General features: G+C 38.4%; 22 protein-coding genes. 15 read left to right on the plus strand and 7 right to left on the minus strand.

The genetic code is table 11. The features are described from left to right. Genes HJC33_RS05790 through panC form a run of 3 tightly spaced genes read right to left on the minus strand, consistent with a single transcriptional unit; the run spans position 1 to position 2,181 of the window. The gene (locus tag HJC33_RS05790; RefSeq protein WP_171657855.1) at positions 1-966 is read right to left on the minus strand and encodes a lysylphosphatidylglycerol synthase transmembrane domain-containing protein; all 966 of its coding nucleotides are present in this window, start codon (positions 964-966) and stop codon (positions 1-3) included. A gap of 2 nt (positions 967-968) precedes the next feature. Beyond that, complete coding sequence (gene panD, locus HJC33_RS05795) at positions 969-1,319, minus strand: aspartate 1-decarboxylase (protein ID WP_171657856.1); 351 nt, start codon at positions 1,317-1,319, stop codon at positions 969-971. A gap of 13 nt (positions 1,320-1,332) precedes the next feature. Next, complete coding sequence (panC, locus tag HJC33_RS05800) at positions 1,333-2,181, minus strand: pantoate--beta-alanine ligase (protein WP_171657857.1); 849 nt, start codon at positions 2,179-2,181, stop codon at positions 1,333-1,335. A gap of 102 nt (positions 2,182-2,283) precedes the next feature. Here panC and HJC33_RS05805 point away from each other — a divergent pair, with 102 nt between their 5' ends. From HJC33_RS05805 to HJC33_RS05830, 6 genes are all read left to right on the plus strand, one after another. Further along, positions 2,284-3,093 carry a glycogen/starch synthase gene (locus HJC33_RS05805; protein ID WP_171657858.1) on the plus strand — a complete coding sequence of 270 codons (810 nt, stop codon included), beginning with the start codon at positions 2,284-2,286 and terminating at the stop codon, positions 3,091-3,093. Positions 3,094-3,098: 5 nt separating this feature from the next. Next, complete coding sequence (locus HJC33_RS05810; protein ID WP_171657859.1) at positions 3,099-4,928, plus strand: DUF4270 domain-containing protein; 1,830 nt, start codon at positions 3,099-3,101, stop codon at positions 4,926-4,928. Positions 4,929-5,064: 136 nt separating this feature from the next. Then, entirely contained in the window at positions 5,065-6,912 is a 1,848-nt protein-coding gene (gene glmS, locus HJC33_RS05815) for a glutamine--fructose-6-phosphate transaminase (isomerizing) (protein ID WP_171657860.1), read from the plus strand. Between the two features lie 209 nt (positions 6,913-7,121). Then, the gene (locus HJC33_RS05820; protein WP_171657861.1) at positions 7,122-9,881 is read left to right on the plus strand and encodes a TonB-dependent receptor; all 2,760 of its coding nucleotides are present in this window, start codon (positions 7,122-7,124) and stop codon (positions 9,879-9,881) included. A 162-nt stretch (positions 9,882-10,043) separates the two neighbouring features. Continuing rightward, positions 10,044-11,555 (plus strand): F0F1 ATP synthase subunit beta, encoded by a 1,512-nt coding sequence (atpD, locus tag HJC33_RS05825; protein ID WP_171657862.1) that lies wholly within the window; start codon positions 10,044-10,046, stop codon positions 11,553-11,555. 2 nt (positions 11,556-11,557) lie between these two features. Then, on the plus strand, positions 11,558-11,836 hold the full coding sequence (locus HJC33_RS05830; protein ID WP_171657863.1) for a F0F1 ATP synthase subunit delta/epsilon: 279 nt from the start codon (positions 11,558-11,560) through the stop codon (positions 11,834-11,836). 50 nt (positions 11,837-11,886) lie between these two features. Here the strand turns inward: HJC33_RS05830 and HJC33_RS05835 are convergent, their stop codons facing one another. Then, positions 11,887-12,420: a GNAT family N-acetyltransferase gene (locus HJC33_RS05835; RefSeq protein WP_171657864.1), complete on the minus strand. Its 534-nt coding sequence runs from the start codon at positions 12,418-12,420 to the stop codon at positions 11,887-11,889. Between the two features lie 37 nt (positions 12,421-12,457). Between HJC33_RS05835 and HJC33_RS05840 the strand changes: the two genes are divergently transcribed. From HJC33_RS05840 to bioD, 3 genes are read left to right on the plus strand one after another with little or no spacing between them, the layout of a single operon-like run. After that, the gene (locus HJC33_RS05840) at positions 12,458-13,618 is read left to right on the plus strand and encodes an aminotransferase class I/II-fold pyridoxal phosphate-dependent enzyme (RefSeq protein WP_171657865.1); all 1,161 of its coding nucleotides are present in this window, start codon (positions 12,458-12,460) and stop codon (positions 13,616-13,618) included. Next, entirely contained in the window at positions 13,611-13,991 is a 381-nt protein-coding gene (locus HJC33_RS05845; RefSeq protein ID WP_171657866.1) for a putative signal transducing protein, read from the plus strand. The genes HJC33_RS05840 and HJC33_RS05845 overlap by 8 nt, the downstream gene beginning before the upstream one ends. A 2-nt stretch (positions 13,992-13,993) precedes the next feature. Then, on the plus strand, positions 13,994-14,608 hold the full coding sequence (gene bioD / locus HJC33_RS05850) for a dethiobiotin synthase (RefSeq protein WP_171657867.1): 615 nt from the start codon (positions 13,994-13,996) through the stop codon (positions 14,606-14,608). Here the strand turns inward: bioD and HJC33_RS05855 are convergent. Together HJC33_RS05855 and HJC33_RS05860 are read right to left on the minus strand one after the other, a co-directional pair. Further along, positions 14,540-16,093 (minus strand): ArnT family glycosyltransferase, encoded by a 1,554-nt coding sequence (locus HJC33_RS05855; protein ID WP_171657868.1) that lies wholly within the window; start codon positions 16,091-16,093, stop codon positions 14,540-14,542. The two genes, bioD and HJC33_RS05855, sit on opposite strands and share 69 nt — an antisense overlap. Positions 16,094-16,349: 256 nt before the next feature. Then, positions 16,350-17,831: an ArnT family glycosyltransferase gene (locus HJC33_RS05860; RefSeq protein WP_272620752.1), complete on the minus strand. Its 1,482-nt coding sequence runs from the start codon at positions 17,829-17,831 to the stop codon at positions 16,350-16,352. A gap of 63 nt (positions 17,832-17,894) precedes the next feature. Between HJC33_RS05860 and bioA the strand changes: the two genes are divergently transcribed. The 6 genes from bioA to HJC33_RS05890 all read left to right on the plus strand — a co-directional run bounded on the left by bioA (position 17,895) and on the right by HJC33_RS05890 (position 24,651). Beyond that, positions 17,895-19,181 (plus strand): adenosylmethionine--8-amino-7-oxononanoate transaminase, encoded by a 1,287-nt coding sequence (gene bioA, locus HJC33_RS05865; protein ID WP_246245498.1) that lies wholly within the window; start codon positions 17,895-17,897, stop codon positions 19,179-19,181. A gap of 9 nt (positions 19,182-19,190) precedes the next feature. Continuing rightward, complete coding sequence (locus HJC33_RS05870; RefSeq protein ID WP_171657869.1) at positions 19,191-20,369, plus strand: beta-ketoacyl synthase N-terminal-like domain-containing protein; 1,179 nt, start codon at positions 19,191-19,193, stop codon at positions 20,367-20,369. Between the two features lie 112 nt (positions 20,370-20,481). Further along, positions 20,482-21,057, plus strand: coding sequence for a hypothetical protein (locus tag HJC33_RS05875; protein WP_171657870.1), 576 nt, complete (start codon positions 20,482-20,484; stop codon positions 21,055-21,057). Between the two features lie 5 nt (positions 21,058-21,062). Further along, complete coding sequence (locus tag HJC33_RS05880) at positions 21,063-22,493, plus strand: flotillin family protein (protein ID WP_171657871.1); 1,431 nt, start codon at positions 21,063-21,065, stop codon at positions 22,491-22,493. A 127-nt stretch (positions 22,494-22,620) separates the two neighbouring features. Beyond that, positions 22,621-23,721: a biotin synthase BioB gene (gene bioB, locus HJC33_RS05885; protein ID WP_171657872.1), complete on the plus strand. Its 1,101-nt coding sequence runs from the start codon at positions 22,621-22,623 to the stop codon at positions 23,719-23,721. Positions 23,722-23,781: 60 nt separating this feature from the next. Next, positions 23,782-24,651: a cupin-like domain-containing protein gene (locus tag HJC33_RS05890; protein ID WP_171657873.1), complete on the plus strand. Its 870-nt coding sequence runs from the start codon at positions 23,782-23,784 to the stop codon at positions 24,649-24,651. A 4-nt stretch (positions 24,652-24,655) separates the two neighbouring features. Here HJC33_RS05890 and HJC33_RS05895 read toward each other — a convergent pair whose 3' ends face one another. Next, a complete protein-coding gene (locus HJC33_RS05895) occupies positions 24,656-25,138 on the minus strand; it encodes a regulatory protein RecX (RefSeq protein ID WP_171657874.1) in 483 nt (160 codons plus the stop codon). Position 25,139: the final 1 nt, after the last annotated feature.

Here is a 25,139-nt window from a genome sequence, read left to right on the forward strand (position 1 = left end):
TTACCTATTTCTATTCAATAACGGTAGTACAATGAAGGATATTGTGCCAAAAAAAACAACCATTAGGGTCTGTGCGATCCACATGATCCACCCGAAGGCATCACCGGAAACAGCACTAATGCCAAATATGCCCAAAGCAGCACTTACGGCTATAGGGTAAAGTCCAATTCCTCCATTGGTGGTGGACATGGCAAAAGCCCCGGCCACAAAGCCAACCAATAGTTCGCCCAGAGATAAGTTTATGGTTTCTGCAACGGTATGTTTAATGACCCAGAACATGGCGATATAAGCTCCCCAAATGAGTAAGGTGTGGAATATGAAAGGCCACTTTTTTTTCATTTTAAATATGCTGAGCACGCCATCCAATAAGCCATTTAAAAAAGATTTAACCTTTAAGGCAAAATTGGACTTGGATTTTTTGATGATTACTGTGGCTGCAAAAAGCCCCAAAATACCAACCAGGAGTAGTCCAAAAGAACCGATTAGGTTAACTCCTTTGTCTTCCAAAAAAGTCAAAATAATGTCTGTTTGTAAAATCAAGGTGATGATGATGATTGACAAAAGCATTAACAGATCTATGACTCTTTCGGTGACAATGGTGCCAAAACCTTTTTCAAAAGGGACATTTTCATAAGTGGTCAATGCGGTTGCCCTTAAAATTTCACCTGATCTTGGAATGCCCAAATTAGCAAAATATGAAATGAGTACAATGAGCAGGTTATTGTATAATTTGGGTTTGTAGCCCATAGGTTCTAAAAGGTAGTTCCATCGAATTGCACGAGAAATATGGCTTAAAATTCCAATGGCCACAGATACAATTACCCAAAATGGACTGGCGTTGGAAATGTAATGGATAATCTGTTTCCTTTCTTCAGGAGTGGTTGAAGCATAGGAGTGCCAGACCAAAAACAACCCGAATGCAATCGGGATAACTATTTTCAGAAATTTTTTAAGGGAATTGCTCAAAACTAGTTCAAAAGATTGGTTTCCTCGTTGGGGAATACCAATGCTGGATTGAATGACTTTGCTTTTTCAATATCCATCCAAGCATATGTGATGAGAATCAGCACATCACCTACGGCCACTTTTCGGGCGGCAGCACCGTTCAAAGTAAGCTCCCCTGAACCTCTAGGTCCAGGAATGGCGTAGGTTTCTAAGCGTTCACCGTTGTTGTTGTTCACAATTTGGACCTTTTCACCTCTAATGATGTTTGCAGCATCCATAAGATCTTCATCAATGGTAATACTACCAATATAATTGAGGTCGGCTCCAGTTACTTTAACTCTGTGAATTTTAGATTTTACAACTTCTACTTGCATGGCGCAAAATTAATCAATTCAATCTTAGATTGTCTATTAAGCGGACGTCATCTGCGTAAACGGCAATGAACGCCCTATATTTTCTTTCCTCTTGTTTTTTGACAATTGGAGTTAATGTATCCTCATCAGCTATTTGAAAGTATTCCAACTTAAAAACAAGGTTTTTTGCAAATTCGGATTTTACCCAATCTATTATAGATTTAGCATTTTCCGTGCCAAATTTTTGTTTGGCAGTCTGTAGGGTTTTGTAAATGAATCCTGCTTCTTCTCTAGTCGTTTTTGATAGTCGTTCATTACGGGAACTCATGGCCAGTCCATGGGGTTCCCTCTCAATGGGGCAACCAATAATTTCAAAGGGCAATTGCTTGGATTCCACCATTTTTTTGATGATTTGCAGCTGTTGGAAATCCTTTTCCCCAAAGTAAGCCTTGGTAGGGGCCACAGCTCTTAGTAAGAGTTCCACGATTGTTCCAACACCATCAAAATGACCTTCTCTGAACTCACCTTCCATAACCTTGTCCAATCCATCAAATTCGTAGGATTCTGATGTCACATTATCACCATAGATATCTTTTACAGATGGGGCAAAAACAACAATATTGTTGGATACAAGACCTAAAATCCCAAGGTCTTGTTCTAAATTTCTTGGATATTTTTCCAAGTCGTCTTTTTTGTCGAACTGTGTAGGATTTACAAAGATGCTAACGACCACCAAATCATTTTCCAAGAGGGCTCTTCTTACCAATGAAATATGACCTTGGTGCAAAGCACCCATAGTTGGAACCAAGCCTATGGATTGGGAGCTATGAGCTTCCTTCTGAAAGAAGTGCGACAGGTCTTTTTTTTGGTGAAAAATGTGCATAAACAGGAGTAAAAGCGTGCAAAAATACTATAAATACTGGTAATCGGCATAATTTTTGTAATTTTGCAGCTACGTTTTTCGGATTAGCAAAAGAAAGTGTTTATGAATGGTAAAAAGATATTGTTTGTATCTTCTGAATTAGTGCCTTACCTTCCAGAGAATCCAGTTTCCTTAATGTCGTACGAAGCGCCTCGAATGGTTAATAGTAGCGGGGGGCAAATACGCATTTTTATGCCAAGGTACGGGAATATCAACGAACGAAGACATCAATTGCATGAGGTTATTCGTTTATCGGGGATGAACCTGGTCATCAATGATATGGATATGCCCTTGATCATCAAAGTTGCATCTATACCTAGGGAGCGGATTCAGGTTTACTTTATAGATAATGAAGAATATTTTAAGAGAAAGGCCACATTTGCGGATGCTGAGGGCAATCTTTTTCCAGATAATGATGAAAGAGCCATTTTCTTTGCCAAGGGTGTCGTGGAAACAGTTAAGAAATTGAATTGGTCCCCAGACATCATTCATGTACATGGTTGGATGGCATCCATGCTTCCACTTTATTTGAGAAAATATTATGCTGACGAACCTTTGTTTGCCGACAGTAAAATAGTGACTTCTATCTATGATAGAGGTTTTGAGGGCGAACTGGACAATCAGATGATAGATAAAATTGCCTTTGATGGTATTGAAAAAGAAAGTGTTGCTTCTCTTTCCAAGCCGGACTATAATAATTTGTTAAAAGTTGCAGCGGATTATTCTGATGCCATTATTTTAGCCTCGGAAGAGGTGTCCGATGATTTAAAGGAACACATCGAAAGCCTATCCAAACCGGTATTGCCCTATGTTTCCCTTCAAGAAGCAGAAGAAGCATACACAAATTTCTATAAAACAGAAGTTCTAAAATAAATTGCATGAAATTTTATAGGGCTATTCAAGTTTCAGCCTTGGTTGGAGCCTTGTTTCTACTTAACATTTCCTGTGAAGAAGAAGATTTGCAGACCATTGGTGAGGGTGTTGTTGGAGGGGAACCTTTTAGCACTGGAAAACAGGTCTACGACGTTTTTGCATTCAACAGAAGTATAGAAGCCGTACAGACCAATGGCTTGCCATTATATCAATTGGGGAGCTTCAATGATCCTGTTTATGGCAAAAGAAGGGCAAACATTGTTTCTCAGCTCTCTTTACCTAGCAACAATCCCACTTTTGGGGATTCTTCACAAGCTACAGAAGATACTGCAGATTCAGATGATTCTGCTTCCACAATTGAAGAAAATGAAACTGTAAAGGAAGTATATCTGTATATTCCCTACCAGCAACCACCAAGTTCTTTACAAGATAGTGATGGTGATGGGGTGCAGAATGAGTTAGATGCTGATCCCTCGGACCCAACCTCTGACACTGATGTTGATGGAGTTACAGATAATGAAGAACGAATCATAGGTTCTGACCCACTTGATAAAGATTCAGATGGTACAGAAGAGGGGTTTGTGGCCAACATTTTTCCAAGGACGTTTGATTTGGACAGTATTTTTGGGGATAGAAATTTATCTTTTGATGTAACGGTTTCAAGATCTACTTTCTTTCTTCGTGATTTAGATCCCAATTCCAATTTTGAAGAAGTACAAGAGTATTTTTCAACTCAAGATTTTTCTGGTTTTATAGGGGAGGAACTTAGCATTCCAGAAAGCAAAACCGTGGTTATTGATAACATGGAAATGCTCACATTCGAAGAAGATGATCCTGATACCGATGTAAAAGAAAATGAGACGGTGGTTGAATCAAGACTTAATCCAGGAATCAAGATTCCGTTGAACAATGATTTCTTCCAACAAAACATTTTAGATAAGGAAGGTCAATCAGAATTGTTGAGTCAAAATAATTTCAGGGATTTTCTCCGGGGAATCCATATTACAATTTCTGATGTGCAGGATATGGAAGACCTGATGTTCCTTTTTGATCTTACCCAAGCCAATATCACAATTGTTTACGAATATGATGACTATGATACCACAGAGGAGGAGGTGGTCAAATCTGAGAGTGAATTTGTCTTAAACCTTCTCGTTAATAGTAATGGTGCCATTTCTGGAAACGCTATAAATACTTTTGAAAATGAGATATTTCCTCCAAATGTGCTTAATGCATTGGATAATGGTGAAAATGCTTCAAGAATATATGTAAAAGGCGCTGGAACTACTACAGAAATAAGATTGTTTGATGAAGCCGAAAATGGCGGGGCGGATATCATAAATCAAATAAAAGCCAATAACTGGATTATCAATGAGGCCAAATTGACCTTTTATGTGGATCGAGATGCGTTAGGAGATTCAGCATATGAACCGCCAAGACTTTATCTGTACAATGCTGAAACCAATCAACCCTTGTATAATATTCTTACAGAAAACAATGTGATTGATGAGCCACTTGGGCTTTTTTTGAATCACGATGGAATCATACAAAAAGAAGAAGATCTCGGTGTAAAATATTCCATAAGGATTACGGAGCACATCAATAATATAATAGTAAGAGATTCTTCCAATGCAAAACTGGCATTGACCTTGACTTCAAATATTGGAATCGCCACTGTACGTGAATCAGTAGCAACTGCTGACCCTAAAGAAATAGACTTGCCTTTAATGTCAACCATAAACCCTATGGGAACTGTGTTATTTGGAAGCAATGTGGCCGAAGAGAATGAGGCCAAAAAATTGCAATTGGAAATCTATTTTACTGAAACCAACTGATTATTTAACTTCTTCTTATAGTTATTTTTTGGTTGTTTGTCGTTTTTCGCGCGTTGTTTGTCTTAATTTAGATGAATAGGATATAATTTTGGAAATCTAAATCCAATAACCAATTCATTAATTCAAAACTGATCTTATGTGTGGAATTGTCGGTTACATTGGTCATCGAGACGCCTATCCAATTATTATAAAAGGACTGCAACGTTTAGAATACAGAGGTTATGACAGTGCAGGTATCGTACTGTTTGATGGAGAAAATACCCATCTCTCCAAGACCAAAGGGAAAGTTGAGGACCTAAAAAATAAATCTGAAAATACCATAGCCCTCAAAGGAAAGCTTGGACTAGGTCACACACGTTGGGCTACCCATGGTGTTCCCAATGATACCAATTCGCATCCTCATTATTCCAATTCTGGAGATTTGGTGATCATTCACAATGGAATTATAGAAAACTATGAATCCATTAAAAAGGCATTGATTGGGAGAGGTTACACGTTTGAATCAGATACAGATACCGAGGTGTTGGTTAATCTTATTGAGGAAGTCAAGAAGAAAGAGGGGGTTAAACTGGGTCACGCAGTACAGATAGCTCTTAACCAAATTGTGGGAGCGTATGCCATTGCTGTTTTTGATAAGAATAAACCCGATGAGATCGTTGTTGCCAAATTGGGAAGTCCATTGGCCATAGGTATCGGTGAAAATGAATATTTTATTGCTTCTGATGCTTCACCATTTATTGAGTTTACCAATAATGCCGTGTATTTGGAAGATGAGGAGATGGCTATTATCCGCATAGGGAAGGAAATCAAACTAAGAAAAATCAAGGACGATTCAATTGCCTATCCAAATATTTTGGAACTTCAATTGAATTTGGAAGAGATAGAAAAAGGGGGTTACGATCATTTCATGCTCAAAGAAATCTATGAGCAACCTAGAGCTATCTTGGATACCTACCGAGGTCGATTATTGGCAGATCAAGGTATTATAAGAATGGCTGGCATTGATCAGAACCTTGAAAAGTTCATGAATGCCAATAGAATCATTATTGTGGCATGTGGTACTTCATGGCACGCTGGCCTTGTAGCTGAGTACATTTTTGAAGATTTGGCCAGAATACCTGTTGAAGTTGAATATGCTTCCGAGTTTAGATATAGAAATCCTGTAATTACAGAGAATGATATCTTAATTGCCATTTCACAATCTGGCGAGACAGCAGATACTTTGGCAGCCATTAAACTTGCCAAGGAAAAAGGCGCTTTTGTTTTTGGGGTTTGCAATGTAGTGGGTTCGTCAATTGCGCGTGAAACGGATGCGGGAGCTTATACCCATGCCGGACCTGAGATTGGAGTGGCATCTACCAAGGCATTTACAACTCAGATTACGGTATTGACACTTATTGCATTGAAGTTGGCCCAAGAAAAAGGTGTTTTCTCCAGCTCAAAATTCCATGAATATTTAACTGAATTGGAGTCAATTCCAGCCAAAGTTGAAAAAACATTGGAATCCAATGAGTTGGTTGAGCATATTTCAGAGATATATAAGGACTCCAGTAATTGCCTCTACCTGGGAAGAGGTTACAATTTTCCAGTAGCATTGGAGGGAGCATTAAAATTAAAGGAGATCAGTTATATCCATGCTGAAGGATATCCCGCTGCGGAAATGAAGCATGGCCCCATTGCATTGATTGATGAACAAATGCCAGTCATTGTCATCGCTACCAAAAAGGGACATTACGAAAAAGTGGTAAGCAATATTCAAGAAATTAAGTCCAGAAGTGGAAGAATTATTGCTATTGTTACTGAAGGAGACAAAACGGTCAAAGAATTGGCAGACCATGTTATTGAGGTTCCAGAGACTTCGGAAAGTCTTACTCCTTTATTGACAACAATTCCGTTACAGTTGCTTTCCTATCACATAGCCGTAATGCGTGGTTGTAATGTGGATCAACCTCGAAATTTGGCAAAATCGGTTACTGTGGAGTAACTTTTCAAAAATCTATTTTTAATAGAAAAAGGCACCTTTTTAGGTGTCTTTTTTATTAAATACGTAGATATACATCTCTTTTTTTAACAAAAAAGTATTATGCATGCATAATTTTTTCCAATTTACTAGAAATCAAATGAAAAAAAATGTATCTTCCACCCGATTAACTTAACATATACTTAAATCAAATTTAACTCAAATTCAAAGCTATGAGAAGACTAGCGATAATTTCCCTAATGTTGTTTGGAGCACTGGCATATGGACAGACAAGAGTTCAGGGAAAAGTAGTTGATGAAAATAATGAGCCTATTCCTGGAGTCAATGTTGTATTGGTTGGGAAAGCGGAAGGAGCCACTGCTGACTTTGATGGAAATTTTACTTTTGAGACATCGGAACAACCGCCCTTTCAACTAAGGTTTACCAGTATAGGTTTTTCAGATTACGTAGCCGATGTAACTTCCAATAATCAAACATTAAATATTGTGTTGAGGGAAGCATCTACTATTTTGGATGAAATTGTAATATCAGCATCACGTACTCCGGAACGTATTTTTGAGTCACCAGTTTCTGTGGAAAGATTTGGCTTGAATGATATTAAAGAAACCACAGCAGAATCATTTTATGGTGGATTACAGAATTTGAAAGGTGTGGATATGAATACCAATAGTTTAACCTTTCAGTCTATCAACACCAGGGGTTTTGCCACTTTTGCCAACAATAGATTCTTGCAATTGGTAGATGGTATGGACAATACTGCGCCTGGTCTAAACTTTGTATTGGGGAACTTGGTGGGGATGTCTGAGTTGGACGTGCAAAGTATTGAAATACTCCCTGGAGCATCTTCTGCACTATATGGGGCTGGTGCTTTTAACGGAATTCTCTTCATGAGGAGTAAAAGTCCTTTTGATTTTCAGGGAATCAGTGCTTATGGAAAAACAGGGATTACTTCTCAAGAAGCTGCAGGAGACAATAACTATTATGACTTTGGAATTAGGGCGGCGCATGCCTTTAATGATAAGTTGGCCGTAAAAGCCAATTTTTCAGTTTTGAAAGGTGAAGATTGGCACGCAAACAGTATTATTGATTTGAATAACCCCGGAGCTGATCGTTCAAACCCAGCTTATGACGGACTTAATGTTTATGGTGATGAGGTATCAACACTTTTAGATTTTGATGCTGCTGCGGGACTTCCAAGTGGAACTGTTGGTACTGCTGTTGTTTCCAGAACGGGTTATGAAGAAAGAGCATTAGCCAACTACAATGCGGAAAGTGTGAAGACTGATTTCGCAGTTCACTATCGTCCTTTCGCTACAGATTTGGAATTGATCTATAACGGAAGAATAGGTAGAGGTACCACTATCTATCAAGGTGCCAACAGATATGCAGTGAGTGGGTTCTCTATGCAGCAACACAAATTGGAAATCAAAAATGACAACTTCTTTTTAAGAGGATATATTGTTTCTGAAAACTCTGGTGATGCCTATGATACTCGTTTTGCAGCAATCAACATCAATAGATCATGGAAATCCGATACACAGTGGTTTACTGAATATGCCGGAACTTATATTCCAACCTATTTAGGGGGAATACAGCAAGGTGGATTAACCCCTGAACAAGCTTCTACAGCTGCCCATGCCGCTGCAAGACAAGTTGCAGATACCGGAAGACTTGTTCCTGGAACACCAGGATTTCAGAGTGCTTTCAATACAGTGACTAATGATGGCGATTTAACAACGGGAGCAAAATTTATTGATAACACCAAGTTTAGACATCTTAATGGTAATTATAACTTGGCGCATTTAATTGATGATTGGGCTGATATTCAAATAGGAGGTTCATATAGAGAATATGAGTTGAATTCCAGTGGAACCATCTTTACTGATTTTGATGGTCCCATAAGTTATAATGAGTATGGTGCCTATGCCCAACTACAGAAGAAATTTCTCAACGACAGATTTAAGTTTACAGGTTCTGCAAGATATGATAAGAATGAGTTTTTCGATGGATTTCTTTCGCCAAGGCTCTCATTATCTTACACAGCCGGTGAAAATAGAAATCATAACATAAGGGCTTCTGTTCAGCAAGGGTTTAGAAACCCAACTACGCAAGACTTGTTTATTGGGTTGAATGCAGGTGCCGCTATCTTGGTTGGTTCCGCTCCTGATAATTTGGATAGGGATGTTAGGACTTTTGATGTAAGCCAAAGCGGTCAGGCATTGATTGGCCAGTCCACTGTTGACATTGTTGGTCGTGCTGCCTATGAAAATGCCTTTTCATTGAATTCTGTTCAAAGTGGAGCACCTGAAGCGGTAAATACTTCGGTAATCAAACCAGAGGAGATTACCGCATTTGAAGCAGGGTATAGAGGTCAGATTGGAAAGTTCACTATTGATTTGAGCGGTTACTACAACAGTTATTCAGACTTTATTGCAAATGTCACTACCGTAGTTCCTTTTTATGGTACAGCTGGCGATGGAGCACTTTCTTTATTGGCACTGCAAAATGGGGACTTCCAAGCTTATCAAACTTATACCAACTCTACTGTGGATATTAACTCTTATGGAGGTAGTGTAGGTGTGGATACCAAAATAGGAAACTTTGATTTGGGTGTTAACTATACCTATACCGAATTGGATTTTGACAAAGCAAGATTCCCAGACTTTAGAACCAATTTCAATACACCAAAACACAAGGTAAAGGCTTCTTTTGGAAATACGGAACTGTTTAAAAACTTTGGATTTAATGTAAACTATAGATGGAGTGATAGTTATTTTTGGGAGGCTTCCTTTGCAGATGGCGACGTCCCTGCGTTTACAGTATTGGATGCACAGATTAACTATTCGGTTCCAAGTATAAAATCTATATTTAAGGCAGGTGGTTCCAATATTTTGGGTGATGAGTATTTCACCGCAGTGGGAACAGGAAATATAGGTTCCATTTATTATGTTTCATGGACGATCAATCCATAACAGAAAATCACAATATTATAGAAAAGGCACTGTAAAAATCAGTGCCTTTTTTCTTGTCAAAAAAACAAGATATTAGTTTCAGATTAAAAAGGGAAAAGTATATCTTTGCAGCCGGAAAAAAAACGGTTTTTTCCTCGTATTCAATTAAAAATAAACACAGTAATGTCTAAAGTTACAGGAAAGGTTGCCCAAATTATCGGCCCGGTCATTGATGTTGAGTTTGAATCGGGAACAGAAATCCCAAAGATTTACGATTCCCTTGAAATTAAGAAAAACGATGGCTCCGCATTGGTTTTGGAGGTTCAATCGCACATTGGTGAAAACACCGTAAGAACCATTTCAATGGACTCAACGGATGGATTGAGCAGGGGAGTTGAAGTAGTTGCCACCGGTAATGCCATTCAAATGCCGATCGGTGAAGAAGTCTATGGAAGACTTTTTAACGTAATCGGGGATGCTATTGACGGGATGGAAAACCTTCCAAAAACTGGAGACAACGGACTTCCTATTCACAGGGAGGCCCCTAAGTTTGAAGATCTTTCAACTTCTACAGAGGTGCTTTTTACAGGAATCAAAGTTATCGATTTGATTGAACCTTATGCAAAAGGGGGTAAAATTGGATTGTTCGGTGGTGCCGGTGTTGGTAAAACCGTATTGATTCAGGAGTTGATTAACAATATTGCCAAAGGGCACGGTGGACTTTCAGTATTCGCTGGTGTTGGGGAAAGAACTCGTGAAGGAAACGATTTGCTTCGCGAAATGTTGGAGTCCGGTATTATAAAATATGGAGACGATTTCCTCCATTCTATGGAAGAAGGCGGATGGGACTTGTCCAAAGTGGATAAAGATGCCATGAAAGATTCCAAAGCAACCTTTGTTTTTGGTCAGATGAACGAACCTCCTGGAGCACGTGCTCGTGTGGCACTTTCTGGATTGACCATTGCCGAATATTTCCGTGATGGTTCTGGAGACGGACAAGGGAAAGATGTATTGTTCTTTGTGGATAACATTTTCCGTTTTACTCAAGCTGGTTCTGAGGTATCTGCTCTACTAGGTCGTATGCCATCTGCGGTGGGTTACCAGCCAACTTTGGCAACAGAGATGGGTGCCATGCAAGAAAGGATTACTTCTACAAAAAGAGGTTCTATTACATCGGTACAAGCAGTTTACGTTCCTGCGGATGACTTGACGGATCCTGCTCCTGCTACAACTTTCGCTCACTTGGATGCTACTACTGTACTTTCACGTAAGATTGCTGAGTTGGGGATTTACCCTGCTGTAGATCCTTTGGATTCTACTTCAAGAATTTTGACTCCAGAGATTTTAGGAGCCGATCACTACGGATGTGCACAACGTGTAAAAGAATTGTTGCAACGCTATAAAGAACTTCAAGATATCATTGCCATTTTGGGGATGGAAGAACTTTCAGAAGAGGATAAATTGGCTGTTGGTAGAGCAAGACGTGTGCAGCGTTTCTTGTCTCAGCCTTTCCACGTAGCTGAGCAGTTTACAGGTATTCCAGGGGTATTGGTAGATATCAAGGACACTATCAAAGGATTTAATATGATTATGGATGGAGAGTTGGATCACCTTCCAGAATCTGCATTTAACCTTAAGGGAACCATACAGGATGCCATAGAGGCAGGAGAGAAAATGTTGGCTGAAGCACAATAATTATGTTCTTAGAAATTGTATCACCAGAAGCTACGTTGTTCTCAGGAGAAGTAATTGCCGTTACTGTTCCTGGAATAAATGGCGAATTTCAAATGCTGGAAAACCACGCTCCTATTGTTTCTTTATTGCAAGAAGGTAAGGTTAAAGTAAAGGGAGACATTGCCATTGACGAAGAGTTCCAAAATAAGTTTTCCAAAGGAACCGATGGAGAAACGGTACTTGCTATTACCAGTGGAACTGTTGAGATGAAAGACAATAAGATTATTGTTTTAGCGGACTAAGTTTCCTCAAACAAAAATATAGAAGCCCAATTCTTTTGAGTTGGGCTTTTTTATTGTAATGCAATAATGGACCATATTGTTTCATTCACCCTGTGTTGGGAAAGTTCTTTAAACCCAATGGCTTTATGTGCATTCATAGAGCGTATATTATTGGTATCTACTTCGGTGATGATTTTATCAAAACCTTCTGGCAAGCAATTTTTCATGGTATGGTATAGATTTCTAAAAACTCCTAGACCTCGATGGCTCTTTGCTATGCAGACTTGACCCATGACCATATAATTGGATTTGCTGCCTTTTATTACTTTATTGATTTCAGCAAACATAGGCTTTAACACCTCTATTGAATCTGAAAATTTGGGGTGCATACATAGCGCGTAACCTACCACATGATTATTTTGTAAAGCTATAATATGCCCACATTCCTTGTTCATTGCTGTAAGAGTGTCTAGATTGTGCTCCACGGTCAGAAAGCCTTCCTTTTCTCTTTCTTTTGAAGATAGGCTTTTGAATAGGTTCACTTGCTGAAGCGCAAGAATTTGTTCCAACTCATTTTTTGTTGATGCCTGTTTGTAGGATAACATGCGAAAAGGATTTCAATAAAGATAGTACATTTGATCTATGGCAAAATTACCCAAAAAGCTTGCGCAAAAACTTGACAAAAGACGCCAAGATGGAGCTTTAAGAGAGTTGTGTGTCATTCCAAATCTGGTTGATTTTTCTTCCAATGACTATCTAGGTTTTGCCCAAAACGAAATAATTTCAGGGAACATTTCAGATTTTTTGAAAAATTCCTCACAAGTAAATGGCTCAACAGGTTCCAGATTGCTTACGGGGAACCACCATCTGTATACTGAGCTTGAGAGCTTTTTGGAAAGGTTCTATACTGCAGAAGCAGCTTTGGTCTTCAATTCTGGGTATGATGCCAATATTGGCTTTTTTTCATCAGTTCCACAACGGGGAGATATTATTTTGTTCGATGAGCTTGTACACGCCAGCATTCGGGACGGTATCCGATTGAGTGATGCCAAAAGCTACAAATTTGCTCATAATGATGTAGAAGATTTGGATAAAAAAATGCAATCCGTCCGGCGTCAATCAAAAGGGGATGATTCCCAAATTTATGTAGTGACAGAATCTATTTTTTCTATGGATGGGGATTCACCGGATTTGGAGAAATTTTCAAACTATTGCAAGGATAATGCATTGCAGCTGATTGTGGATGAGGCTCATGCAGTAGGGGTATTTGGAAATGGAAAAGGATTGCTACCCCAATTGGAATTACAAAACCAAATTTTTGCCCGAATTGTTACATTTGGAAAAGCATTGGGTTGTCATGGAGCCGCAGTATTGTGCGATGGAACCTTGAAAACATATTTGGTGAATTTTGCCCGTAGCTTTATTTATACCACTGCTCTACCACCGCATACGGTGGGCTGTATTTTGGGCGCACATCGATTTTTGGAAAGTAAGGAAGGAAGGTCCCTAATTGCGGGATTGCATGAAAATATTGCATTTTTCAAAGAGACGATAAGCAGTTTAGGGCTGCAACCTTTATTTTTATCCAGTGATTCGGCCATTCAGGTGGTCGTTTTAAAAGGGAATCAAAAAGTAAAGGAGTGTGCTCAACTGTTGCAAAACAAGCAATTTGATGTACGCCCAATTTTGACTCCTACAGTTCCTAAAGGAAATGAGCGTCTACGTATTTGTTTGCATGCATTCAATACAAAAAAAGAAATTGGGGAAATGTTGAATTTAATTTCAAAATACAGTCATGAGTAAGGATTGGGTGATTCTTGGAACTTTTGAGTTTTTGGCCGATGTGCAAATCATCAAAGGAAAGTTGGAATCCGAAGGTATTGAAGTGCAATTGAAGGATGACAATACCGTAAGTATAGATCCTTTTGCAAGCAATGCCTTGGGTGGAGTGAAGCTACTGGTTCATAAATATGATGAAAAAGAGGCTAGAACCATATATGATGAAATCCGGAATTACGCCACCGACGAAAATGGAAATCTAATTACATGCCCTAACTGCAAGGCACAGAAAAGTGAAGTGTATTATGCACGGGACACATTGCTTTATAAGTTGTTTCCTTTTTTAGAATCCAAAAAATATAAGTGTAATAATTGTAATTTTCTCTCAAGAGCTTAAGCATGAAACTCTTCATAACTGGAATTTCAACTGAAGTAGGTAAAACGGTTGCATCAGCAATTGTGGTGGAAGCGTTGCAAGCAGATTATTGGAAACCCATACAAGCTGGGGACTTAGAACATTCAGACAGTCATAAAATCAAAGGGTTGATTTCCAACGATAAAACTGTTGTTCATCCCAATAGTTATGCCTTGAATACCCCTATGAGTCCACATGCCGCTGCAGAGATAGATAATATTACCATTGAACTTGCCCAAGTGGTTCCTCCAGAAACGGATAACCATTTGGTCATTGAAGGTGCGGGCGGTTTATTGGTTCCCCTCAACGATACCGATACAATTTTTGACTTGATTCAACTCGACTATAAGGTTATTGTAGTTTCAAGACATTATCTGGGAAGTATCAACCATTCCCTATTGACTATCGAAAAACTTCAAGAAAAGCAGTTAAAAGTTGGGGTTATTTTCAGTGGGGATGAGCACCCGACAACAGAAACCATAATTCTGAAAAAAACGGGCGCTACATTTCTTGGACGGATTAATGAGGAGTCAAAATTTGATAAGAAGGTCATTCAAAAATATGTTCCCTATTTTCAGAGTACTCTTTCCCGCTTTTAACCATTTATCATCATCAATAGAATAAAGGATTTTTTGCCCTTTTAGTTCTTCCTTATATAGAATGTAATAACCATTATTTTGAAAAGATGAGGTTTTTCTTAGGAATTGGTGTCCAAAAAGCTCCATATAAGCGGCAGTTTTATAAAAATCCCCAATCTTGTGGGGGTCAAAAGCATTGATTTTTGAAAATAGAAAAATAAAATCATCACCTGTAATTTCTAATATGTTCTTTGCGTGACTTTTGAATATGGATGAGTGACTTTTGTGCTGTTTTATAGGGTACACAACAAGGGAAAACATCACTTTGATTAGAACAATGCCTGTTAGCCCAAAAATGAGTTTATCCCAAAAATATTTTCTTTTTAGTTGAAGAAAAAATAACAATAAAGCCAATAACCCCAAAAGAGGGCTGTAATAAGAAATCCCATCAATTACTTTGAAATAATCAATGAAAGGAAGTATAAAACAACATACCCCAAGTGTAAAGGACAAAAAACAAAGAACATTAAAGAATATATTTTTCTTCCAACTATACTCCTCATTGTCAAATAAAAAAGCATAGGTCAATATACTTATAACAATGGGATAAAACATATAAGTGTATCGAGATTTGGCACCTGGCGATAACCAATAAATAATAAAATTTGAAAAGAAAATCATGATTAAGAATACCATGTATCTGTTTCTCTTGATTTTACCAATCACTGTTTTTTTAAACAGAAAAATAATAAGTAAAGTGGCTGGAAATAGGTTTGCCAGCATATTAATGGGAAACCATAAAAAATGAAATATAAAGGCATTATTTTTCTTTTCTAGAAAGGACTTATTTCGTGTTATTTCCCACATTCCTTTTATATAGGAATAAGGGTCGTCGTATAGTCCATAAATATAAAAGAATAGAAATATTCCTCCCAAACAGCAAAACATGGACAAAAAATGGATGGGTAGAAACAGTTTGATGAACTCTTTCTTCTGAATGAAAAATACTAATAGAGATATAGCCAAAAAAACAAAAGAGACTACTCCTTTGGTCAAAAAACCTAAAAAACAAAAGAAGTAGGCAAATAAAAAAAGTGAAGTAAATTTTTTTTGTTCATAAAAGTGATAGATGCTCAACATGCTGAGCAAAACCAAAAGAGAGAAAAATATATCTATTTCTGCTGTATTTGAAAAGAAAAAATATAAGTCTGCAGAAATTAAGTATAAGAATGAAGCAATAACCCCAAAAGAGTGATTTACATGTTTTTTTCCCATAAAATAAACCACTAAACCTGTTAGAAACATCGATAGTGCCGAAGGAAACCTGAAAGCAAATTCACTATCCATTCCAAATATTTTGCATGATAGGGATAGGATAATATACCATAAAGGAGGATGGTCATAAAATGTATCGTTAAATAAGGTGGTTACTACATAGTTATGATTGAAAATCATTTCCATGGCAATTATCGATCGTCTGGGCTCTTCATTATAAAACGGTGCCATTTCAAGATTTAGAAATAATGAAATCAAATAGAGAAATATAAAAAGCAAGGTCAAAAAGTTATCCCTTCTTTTAATACAAAGAAAAATGGCTTTCACCGTCACAACATATAGGTTTACATTAAAACTCTAAAAAGGGTACTTTTCTAGTTTTTTAAGTATGGGGTAAATTATATGCTGCGGGTAATTGTAAGTAACCCAATCTCACAACGGTCGTTTTGTGGAAATATTGTTAAGGTTGAAAATCATTGAAAAGCAATCAATGGATTCTTTTGTAGATTAATCCTCTATCTATTGTTTCAATTAAGAAATAATGTTCTAATAAGTAGTCATTAATGTATTCGTTGATTTGTGTAAACTTACCATCAAAAATACTTTTGCCTTTTCTTGCCACTATAGTTTTGGGTTGTAGTACTTCTAAAATATAACGTAGTTCCTCCATACTGGTTTTTTGCTCGTTTTCCATAAAAGGAAAAAGCTCTTCTCGGGTTATATTGCTTGGATGTGTCGACACTTTGGTTGGAGGAGTTGCTCCGAGTACCCAATAACCAATATGATATTCTGTAAAAAAGATATTTTTGGTTTCTAGATTGTTTTCTGTTATGTAAATGGGCACATCAATGCCTTCTCCGTTGAAAAAAGAACCTTTATTGATTTTGTTTGAAACGATATTGGCATACTCTAAATAAGATTCCATAGGGATAAGTACAAGGAGTATACCCGTTATTAATCTCAAAGGTTTTTGTAAGCTGGGCAGTTTTCCCAAAGCCATTCCTATCAGGATCAATATAAAAGGATAGAGCTGGATGAGATAATGTCCGTTTACTTTACCCGCTTGCATAAAGGACAACAAAATCCCAATAATTATAATAGATAAGAATTGAAGTTTTTTTGATGTGATGTCAATCAGCTTAAAACCAAAACCGGCAATCAAAAGTGAGAGCGTAACAAGAACAAAAGGGAGCACGTTATAAATGGAATGTTGTTTTGAACCTGAGTAGGCCAAAGGGGCTTTAAAAATGGAAAGCCACCAGGTATTCGTTTGGTTTTGTGTGTAATAAGGAACAACTGTCAATGCAATAAGAAAGACGAAGCCCAATCCAAGCACAACCAATTTTTTCAAGGTGTTTTTATAGTCTTTTTCCAAAAAACCTTGCCCTAAATACAACCATAAAAAAACAAATGGGTAAGCCATGTTCAGTTTAGACATGACGGATAAACCAAATAGAATCCCTACTGCGAAAAACCATGCCCAATGATTCTTGGCAAACAAAAAATAAACGCCCGCTACAAAAAACAAAATACTGATATGTTCGCTCATGACTCCCTGAAGACTTCCAAAAAGACTTTGAAAGAAAACACAGAAAAGAGCACACCAAAAGGCGATTTTTTGGGAGGTTATTTTAGTGGCTATGCCATAGGTGAACAAAGCGGTCAGTGCAACCATTAAACTACCGAACAGTCGAATCGCAATAAAACTTTTGCCAAAAAACTTAATGATCACCGCAAAAAACAAAAATGTAATGGGAGGTTTTAGGTCCCAAAGCTGCGTATAGGGCAAATGGCCATCCACCCACGACTGCCCCATAATAATAAAAGTGCTCTCATCCCGATCAATATAGTCCCTAAAGAAAAAGGGAAACCTAACAAAAAGGGCCACCAAGAACAAAATCCAAAAAACGGTCTTCCAGTCTAAAGACCTATAATCTAGATTAGAAAAAGGGTTGGTTAACTTGGTCACAATTTGGTTGGAGTTTATTGGCTTTTAATTATGATCTTTGCAATATAGATAAAATGAAGGGGTTTGACAGATTTTATAGTATCGAAAAAACTATCTGAAAGAGACAAAAAACATCTTTGGCATCCTTTGACCCAGCATAAGATCCACTCAGAAATGTTGGCAATCACCAATGCCAAAGGGTCATTGCTTTTTGACGAAGATGGAAAGGAATATATAGATGGGATTGCCTCATGGTACACATGTATGTATGGGCATTGCAATCCGTATATTTTAGAAAGGGTATCAGCTCAAATGCAAAAGCTAGATCAAATAGTATTTAGCGGTTTTACCCATGAACCGGCCATCAAACTATCCGAAGAATTGATAAAAATACTTCCCAGTAATCAGGAGAAGCTTTTCTTTTCAGATAACGGTTCCACCGCCACCGAAATTGGCATTAAAATGGCATTGCAGTACCATTTTAACAAAGGGAAAAAACGAAATGTGCTCTTAGCTTTTGAGGAAGGCTTTCACGGTGACACCTTTGGCGCCATGTCGGTTTCAGGACTTTCTGTTTATAATGGTCCTTTTGAAGACTTTTTTATTGAAGTGGAACGTATCCCGGTTCCGACCCCAAATAATATCGATGCTATTTTATTCCACCTAGGGAAAAGATTACAAAACAATGACATTGCGGGGTTTATCTATGAACCTTTGGTTCAAGGCGCTGCTGCTATGAAAATGCATGATGCTGAGGGTCTTGATAGAATTTTGGCTTTATTGCAAGACCATCAAGTACTCACCATTGCCGATGAGGTAATGACGGGCTTTGGAAAAACAGGTAGTTTTTTTGCTTCGGATTTCTTGGAAACCAAACCAGATATTATGTGTTTGTCCAAAGCACTTACCGCTGGATTGGTTCCTATGGGCCTTACTACTTGTACTGAGGAGGTTTATAATGCTTTTTATAGTGATGATGTGTCGAAAGGATTGTTCCACGGACATACCTATACGGCAAATCCATTGGCTTGCTCGGCTGCATTGGCTGCATTGGAACTCTTGCAGACAGATGAAGTCCAGGAAAACATCCAAAATATTATGCAATGGCATCAACAGTTTGATGAAGAAATCAAAAACCATCCAAAGGTTGCCAACACCCGACAACTAGGTGTCATCTATGCGTTGGATTTGGATATTAAAATGGAACGATATGGTAATTTAAGGGATAAGCTTTTTACTCATTTAATGGAAAATGGTGTCTTTTTACGTCCATTGGGGAATACCATATATATTTTGGCACCCTTTATTACATCCAAAGAGCAAATGGAGAAGATTTATGACGTTATCAAATCAACTTTTGAATTGGTATAACCAAATTGCATGTTAAAAGAGCCTATTTCAATTACCGCTTTATCATCCATTTCTGCTTTAGGAAAGCATTCGAATGAAGTTTGGAGTGCATATAACAACAATGACCATTTTTTAACGCAAAAGAAAATTGGTGAGCAAAGCGTTTGGGTTTCCGCTTTGCCTAATCTGGTACAGCAAGAAATTGAAAACCTTCGCAATTCAGATGCTCGCTACAAACATTTGGATGATACTGTCCTATATGCAATTTATACCGGAAGAAAAGCAATTGCAGCAGCAGGGTGGACAAATGAATCCAATTTTGGGGTGAATATAGGCTCATCAAGAGGGGCGACCGCACTTTTTGAAAAATATCATGAAGAATTTTTGAAGAACGGAAAATCAGCCACACTTTCATCACCCACTACAACATTAGGAAACATTTCTTCTTGGGTAGCACACGATTTAAAATCCAAAGGGCCAGAAATATCGCACTCCATTACCTGTTCCACGGCTTTGCATTCCCTTTTAAACGGAGTTGCTTGGATTCAAAGTGGAATGACCGATAAATTTTTGGTAGGAGGTAGTGAAGCACCTTTGACTCCATTTACCATTGCCCAAATACAAGCATTAAAAATTTATAGCAGAATGTCGCCACGAGTGGAGTCGAGAAATCATGAATTCCCATGCAGAGCATTTGATTTGGAAAAGACAGAAAACACGATGGTTTTGGGAGAAGCTTCGGCCTCGGCATGTTTGGAAAAGGGTCAAAATCCTGATGCCCTAGCTTTGATTAAGGGAATAGGGTATGCTACAGAACCCTTAACACATAATGTTTCTATTTCAGCTGATGCACAGTGTTTTCAAGATTCCATGCAAATGGCACTTGGAGAAATGCCACCCGAAGAAGTGGATGCTGTTGTGATGCATTCTCCGGGAACCATAAAAGGCGATGCTTCTGAAGTTGCTGCCATAAAAAAAATATGCTGTAACAAAATTCCATTTCTGACGACAAATAAGTGGAAAGTAGGTCACACTTTCGGAGCTTCTGGGATGCTCAGCTTAGAAATGGCCATCCTAATGCTTACCCACCAGAGGCCTTTGCCCGTTCCGTTTGTAAAATACCCAATACTTCCAAAAACCATTAAAAATGTATTGGTAAATGCTGTTGGTTTTGGAGGGAATGCTGTATCTGTTTTACTTTCCAAATGACCTAATATTATCCGTCATGTTTAATGGCGAAATGATAACGAATAAGACCTTCGAATTTCCATACAAAGTCTTATCTTAAACTTTTACTACCAACAACTTTAAATGTAATACCATGGAAAACTGGTTCGCAGCTTTAACGCTTTTTGAAAAAATCTATTGGATAGTTGCTATTGCAGGGTCCGCCATATTTTTAGTACTCATTGTCATGACCTTAATGGGTGGTGATATTGAGGATATGGGCGATGTGGATGCCGATATTGATGGTGACACTGGTATAGGTTTTCAGTTCCTTTCTTTTAAAAACCTTATGGGGTTCTTGACCATTTTTGGATGGTCAGGACTAGCCTGTATCGATAATAGATTGTCAACAAGCCTTACTATAATTATCTCGGTAATTTGTGGTTTGTTGATGATGTTGGCCATGGCATCACTTTTCTATTATTTGGGGAAACTACAAAGTAGTGGAACGCTGAATTTAAAAAATGCCAAAGACCAAATAGGTGAAGTATATCTAACGGTAGGAGCCAATAGAAGTCGCATTGGTAAAGTGAGTGTGAATGTTCAAGGAACCTTACGCGAACTTCAAGCTTTGACTGATGAAGACCATGATTTGGTTCAGGGAAATGTGGTGAAAGTGCATGATGTCACCGATACAGGAATTTTAATTGTTAACCTTTTAAATAAATAATCAACATGATAACATTACCATTGCAAATGGGCGGAGGAGCCACACTGTTGGCTATAGGGTTCGCCATATTATTTTTCTTTATCATTATTATTTCCTTCATCAGAAGGTATAAACGTTGCCCATCAGATAGGATTCTCGTGGTTTATGGAAAAGTGGGTTCTGGTAACTCAGCAAAATGTATTCACGGTGGAGCCGCCTTTATTTGGCCGGTGATTCAAGATTATGAATTCTTGGATTTAACGCCTATTTCCATAGAGGTGGATTTGACGAATGCCTTGAGTAGACAGAACATACGGGTGAATGTGCCTTCAAGATTTACGATAGGGATATCTACAGAGCCAGGGGTTATGCAAAATGCCGCTGAACGTCTTTTAGGGCTAGGATTACCAGAGGTACAGGAATTGGCTAAAGAAATCATCTTTGGACAATTACGTTTGGTAGTTGCTTCCATGGATATTGAAGAAATCAATGCGGATAGAGATAAATTTCTTTCCAATATTTCAACCAGTGTAGAATCAGAGTTGAAGAAAGTAGGTCTTAAGCTCATCAATGTGAATATTACTGATATAGTAGATGAGTCTGGCTATATTGAAGCCTTAGGTAAAGAAGCCGCTGCCCATGCCATTAATGCGGCCCGTAAATCGGTTGCTGAAAAAAACAGAGATGGTGCTATTGGAGAAGCCAATGCTTTACAGGATGAACGTTCACAAGTTGCTGCTGCCAATGCAAAAGCTGTGGAAGGGGAAAACTTGGCGAAAATTGATGTGGCAAACTCAGATTCACTAAGGCGTCAACGTGAAGCTGAAGCAGAAAGAACTGCAATTGCTGCCGAAAAAGTACAGGCAGCTAAGGCATTGGAAGAGTCATACTCTGCGGAGCGCGAAGCTGAGAATGCAAGGGCAGAACGTGAACGTAGTTCACAAATGGCTGATATTGTAATTCCAGCGCAGATTGATAAACAAAAAGTAGAGATAGAAGCTGAGGCCGAAGCTGAAATGATTCGTAGAAAAGCTAAAGGTGAAGCTGATGCAATTTTGTTCAAAGCCGAGGCTGAGGCGAAAGGTATTTTTGAAGTATTGACCAAACAAGCAGAAGGTCTTGATAAAATTGTAAAAGCAGCTGGGGACAATCCAAAGGATGCGGTCTTATTATTGATTGCAGATAAACTTCCAGAACTGGTTGAAAAACAAGCAGAAGCCATTAAGAATATTAAAATTGATAAGGTAACCGTATGGGATTCTGGAACCAAGACAGAGGATGGTAAAAATTCTACTGCCAATTTTATATCAGGAATGTACAAATCTGTACCGCCTCTACAAGAAATGTTCAATATGGCAGGGATGCAACTTCCTGAGTACTTAAAAGGCAAGGAAATTCCTAGTCCACCTAAAACAGAAAGTGAAGATTCTGACCAGAAAGACAACAAAGGTGAATAGATGCTTTTTGAACACTTTTCAATGAAAGAGCCCCATGACAATTGTCATGGGGTTTTTCTTTTTAACGAGATATAATTGTACCATTAACGGAATTAGGACTATTTTTGAAATTGATATATTCTAGACCATGAATACACCAAGACACAACTGGACTAAAGAAGAGATTCTTGAAATCTACAATAAACCCTTAATGGAATTGCTTTACGAAGCTGCAACTGTACACAGGGAACATCACGACCCCAATACCGTTCAAGTTTCCACTTTACTTTCCATTAAAACTGGTGGTTGTCCAGAAGATTGTGGATACTGTCCGCAAGCAGCTAGATATCATACTGACATTGAGGGCAATGATTTGATGTCTGTTCAACAAGTAAAGGCTCAAGCGCTTAGGGCCAAGTCTTCCGGGAGTTCTAGAGTGTGTATGGGAGCGGCATGGCGTAATGTAAAAGACGGGCCTGAGTTTGACCAGGTTTTGGAAATGGTCCGTACCATCAACAAATTGGATATGGAAGTCTGCTGTACGTTGGGAATGGTCACAGAAAATCAAGCAAAGCGATTGGCAGAGGCAGGTCTCTATGCGTATAACCACAATTTGGATACATCAGAGGAATATTATAAAGAAGTTATTTCCACTCGTGGTTACGAAGACCGTTTACAGACCATTGAGAATGTGCGCAAAACCAATGTTACTGTTTGTAGCGGAGGGATAATCGGTATGGGAGAGGCTTTAGAAGATAGAGCTGGAATGCTGGTTGCATTAGCAACACTTAATCCACAACCAGAGTCTGTACCTATCAATGCATTGGTTGCGGTTGAGGGAACCCCCATGGAAAACGAAAAGCCGGTCAATATTTGGGAAATGGTACGTATGGTGGCAACAACCAGAATCGTGATGCCAGAGACCCAAGTCCGACTTTCTGCTGGTAGAACTGAAATGAGTAGGGAGGGTCAGGCCATTTGTTTCTTCGCAGGAGCCAATTCCATCTTTGCTGGGGATAAACTATTGACTACCCCAAATCCAGATGTAAATGAGGATATGGAAATGTTTGCACAACTGGGTTTAAACCCTCAAAAGCCGTTTTTGAAACACGTACACCCCCAAACTGTTGAAGCAGAAGACTCTCAATACACAGCTATGGGTGAAAAGCCAAAATGGTCAAGGCCTGGGCATACCATTGAACGTAACGAAGCTGTACGACAAAAGTCTGGATTGGTCTCCAAAGACTAAGGAATCAAAACCTTTTAAAAAGCTTTTTGCTAATTTAGTAGTTTCAAACTCATTGAAATTTTGAAGCTTAACCTTGAACAAATTCCTAGGGAGCAGACTCTTTCAAAAGAGGAATTTCTGCGCAAATACTTCAGACCCCAAAAGCCAGTTGTTATAGAACGCTTTGTGGAGGATTGGCCAGCATACTCTAAATGGGATTTGGAGTACATCAAGCAAGTGGCTGGTGAAAAAGAAGTGCCTCTCTATGATGATCGTCCTGTAAAGCATGATGAGGGGTTCAATGAGCCACATGCCAAAATGAAGATGCGGGATTACATTGATCTTTTAAAAAGTAAACCCACCAAATACCGTATTTTTTTGTGGAATGTTCTAAAAGAAGTTCCTCAGCTACAAAAAGATTTTTCATATCCAGATTTTGGCCTTCGATTAATGAAAGGATTGCCCATGTTATTTTTTGGAGGAAGCGATTCGCATACTTTCATGCATTATGATATTGATTTGGCCAATATTTTCCATTTTCATTTTGAAGGAAAAAAGCAGTGTATCCTTTTTCCGCAGTCCGAAACCAAATTTTTGTATAAAATTCCCCATTCATTGATTACAAGGGAAGATATAGATTTTGCAGACCCAGATTTTCAGAAATGGCCGGCTTTGCAATATGCCAAAGGTCATATAGCGCATCTGGAACATGGTAATGTATTGTACATTCCGGAAGGCTATTGGCACCACATGAAATATATTTCACCGGGATTTTCTATGAGTTTGCGGGCCATAGCCAGAAAGCCCAGAAATTTTGGAAAGGCAGTCTACAACATTTTCTTTATGCGCTATTTTGATAATTTTATGCGCAGACTCAAAGGACAACAATGGATTGATTGGAAAAATGAGCGTGCCGTGGCTCGTACCCAAAAAGTATTGGTTCAAAAGTAGGTGGCTAAATCAATTCTTGCAATTTGGCGTAAACCAGATTGCTTTCCCATCCTCGATACAGCAAATAATCTGCTAATTTTTTCTTTCGTTTTTGGATGTTGGTCTCATTGATTTGTGTAAGGCGCTTGCGGGCCAATTCATCCAAAGTAATCAGATAATCCTCTTCTTCAATTTGGGATAGGGCGCTTTTTATATTGAAAACGGAGATTTTTCGTTGTTTCAGTTCTTGCACTATTCTATTTTTGCCCCACTTTTTTATGCTGAATTTTCCTTGAGCAAAAGTTTGGGCAAACCGTTCTTCGTTGAGATAATTCTCTTGGATTAAATGAGTAATGATATGGTCTATTGCTTCAGGAATCATCCGCATCCCTTTCAATTTTTCATGAACCTCTTGATGACAACGTTCTTGATAAGCACAAAAACGTTCCATTTTCTTTTGTGCTTCTTGTACCGATATATGTTTGTTCTGAAAAGACCGAAGGGACATG

This window comes from Flagellimonas amphidinii (assembly GCF_013090115.1).
GTDB lineage: Bacteria > Bacteroidota > Bacteroidia > Flavobacteriales > Flavobacteriaceae > Flagellimonas > Flagellimonas amphidinii.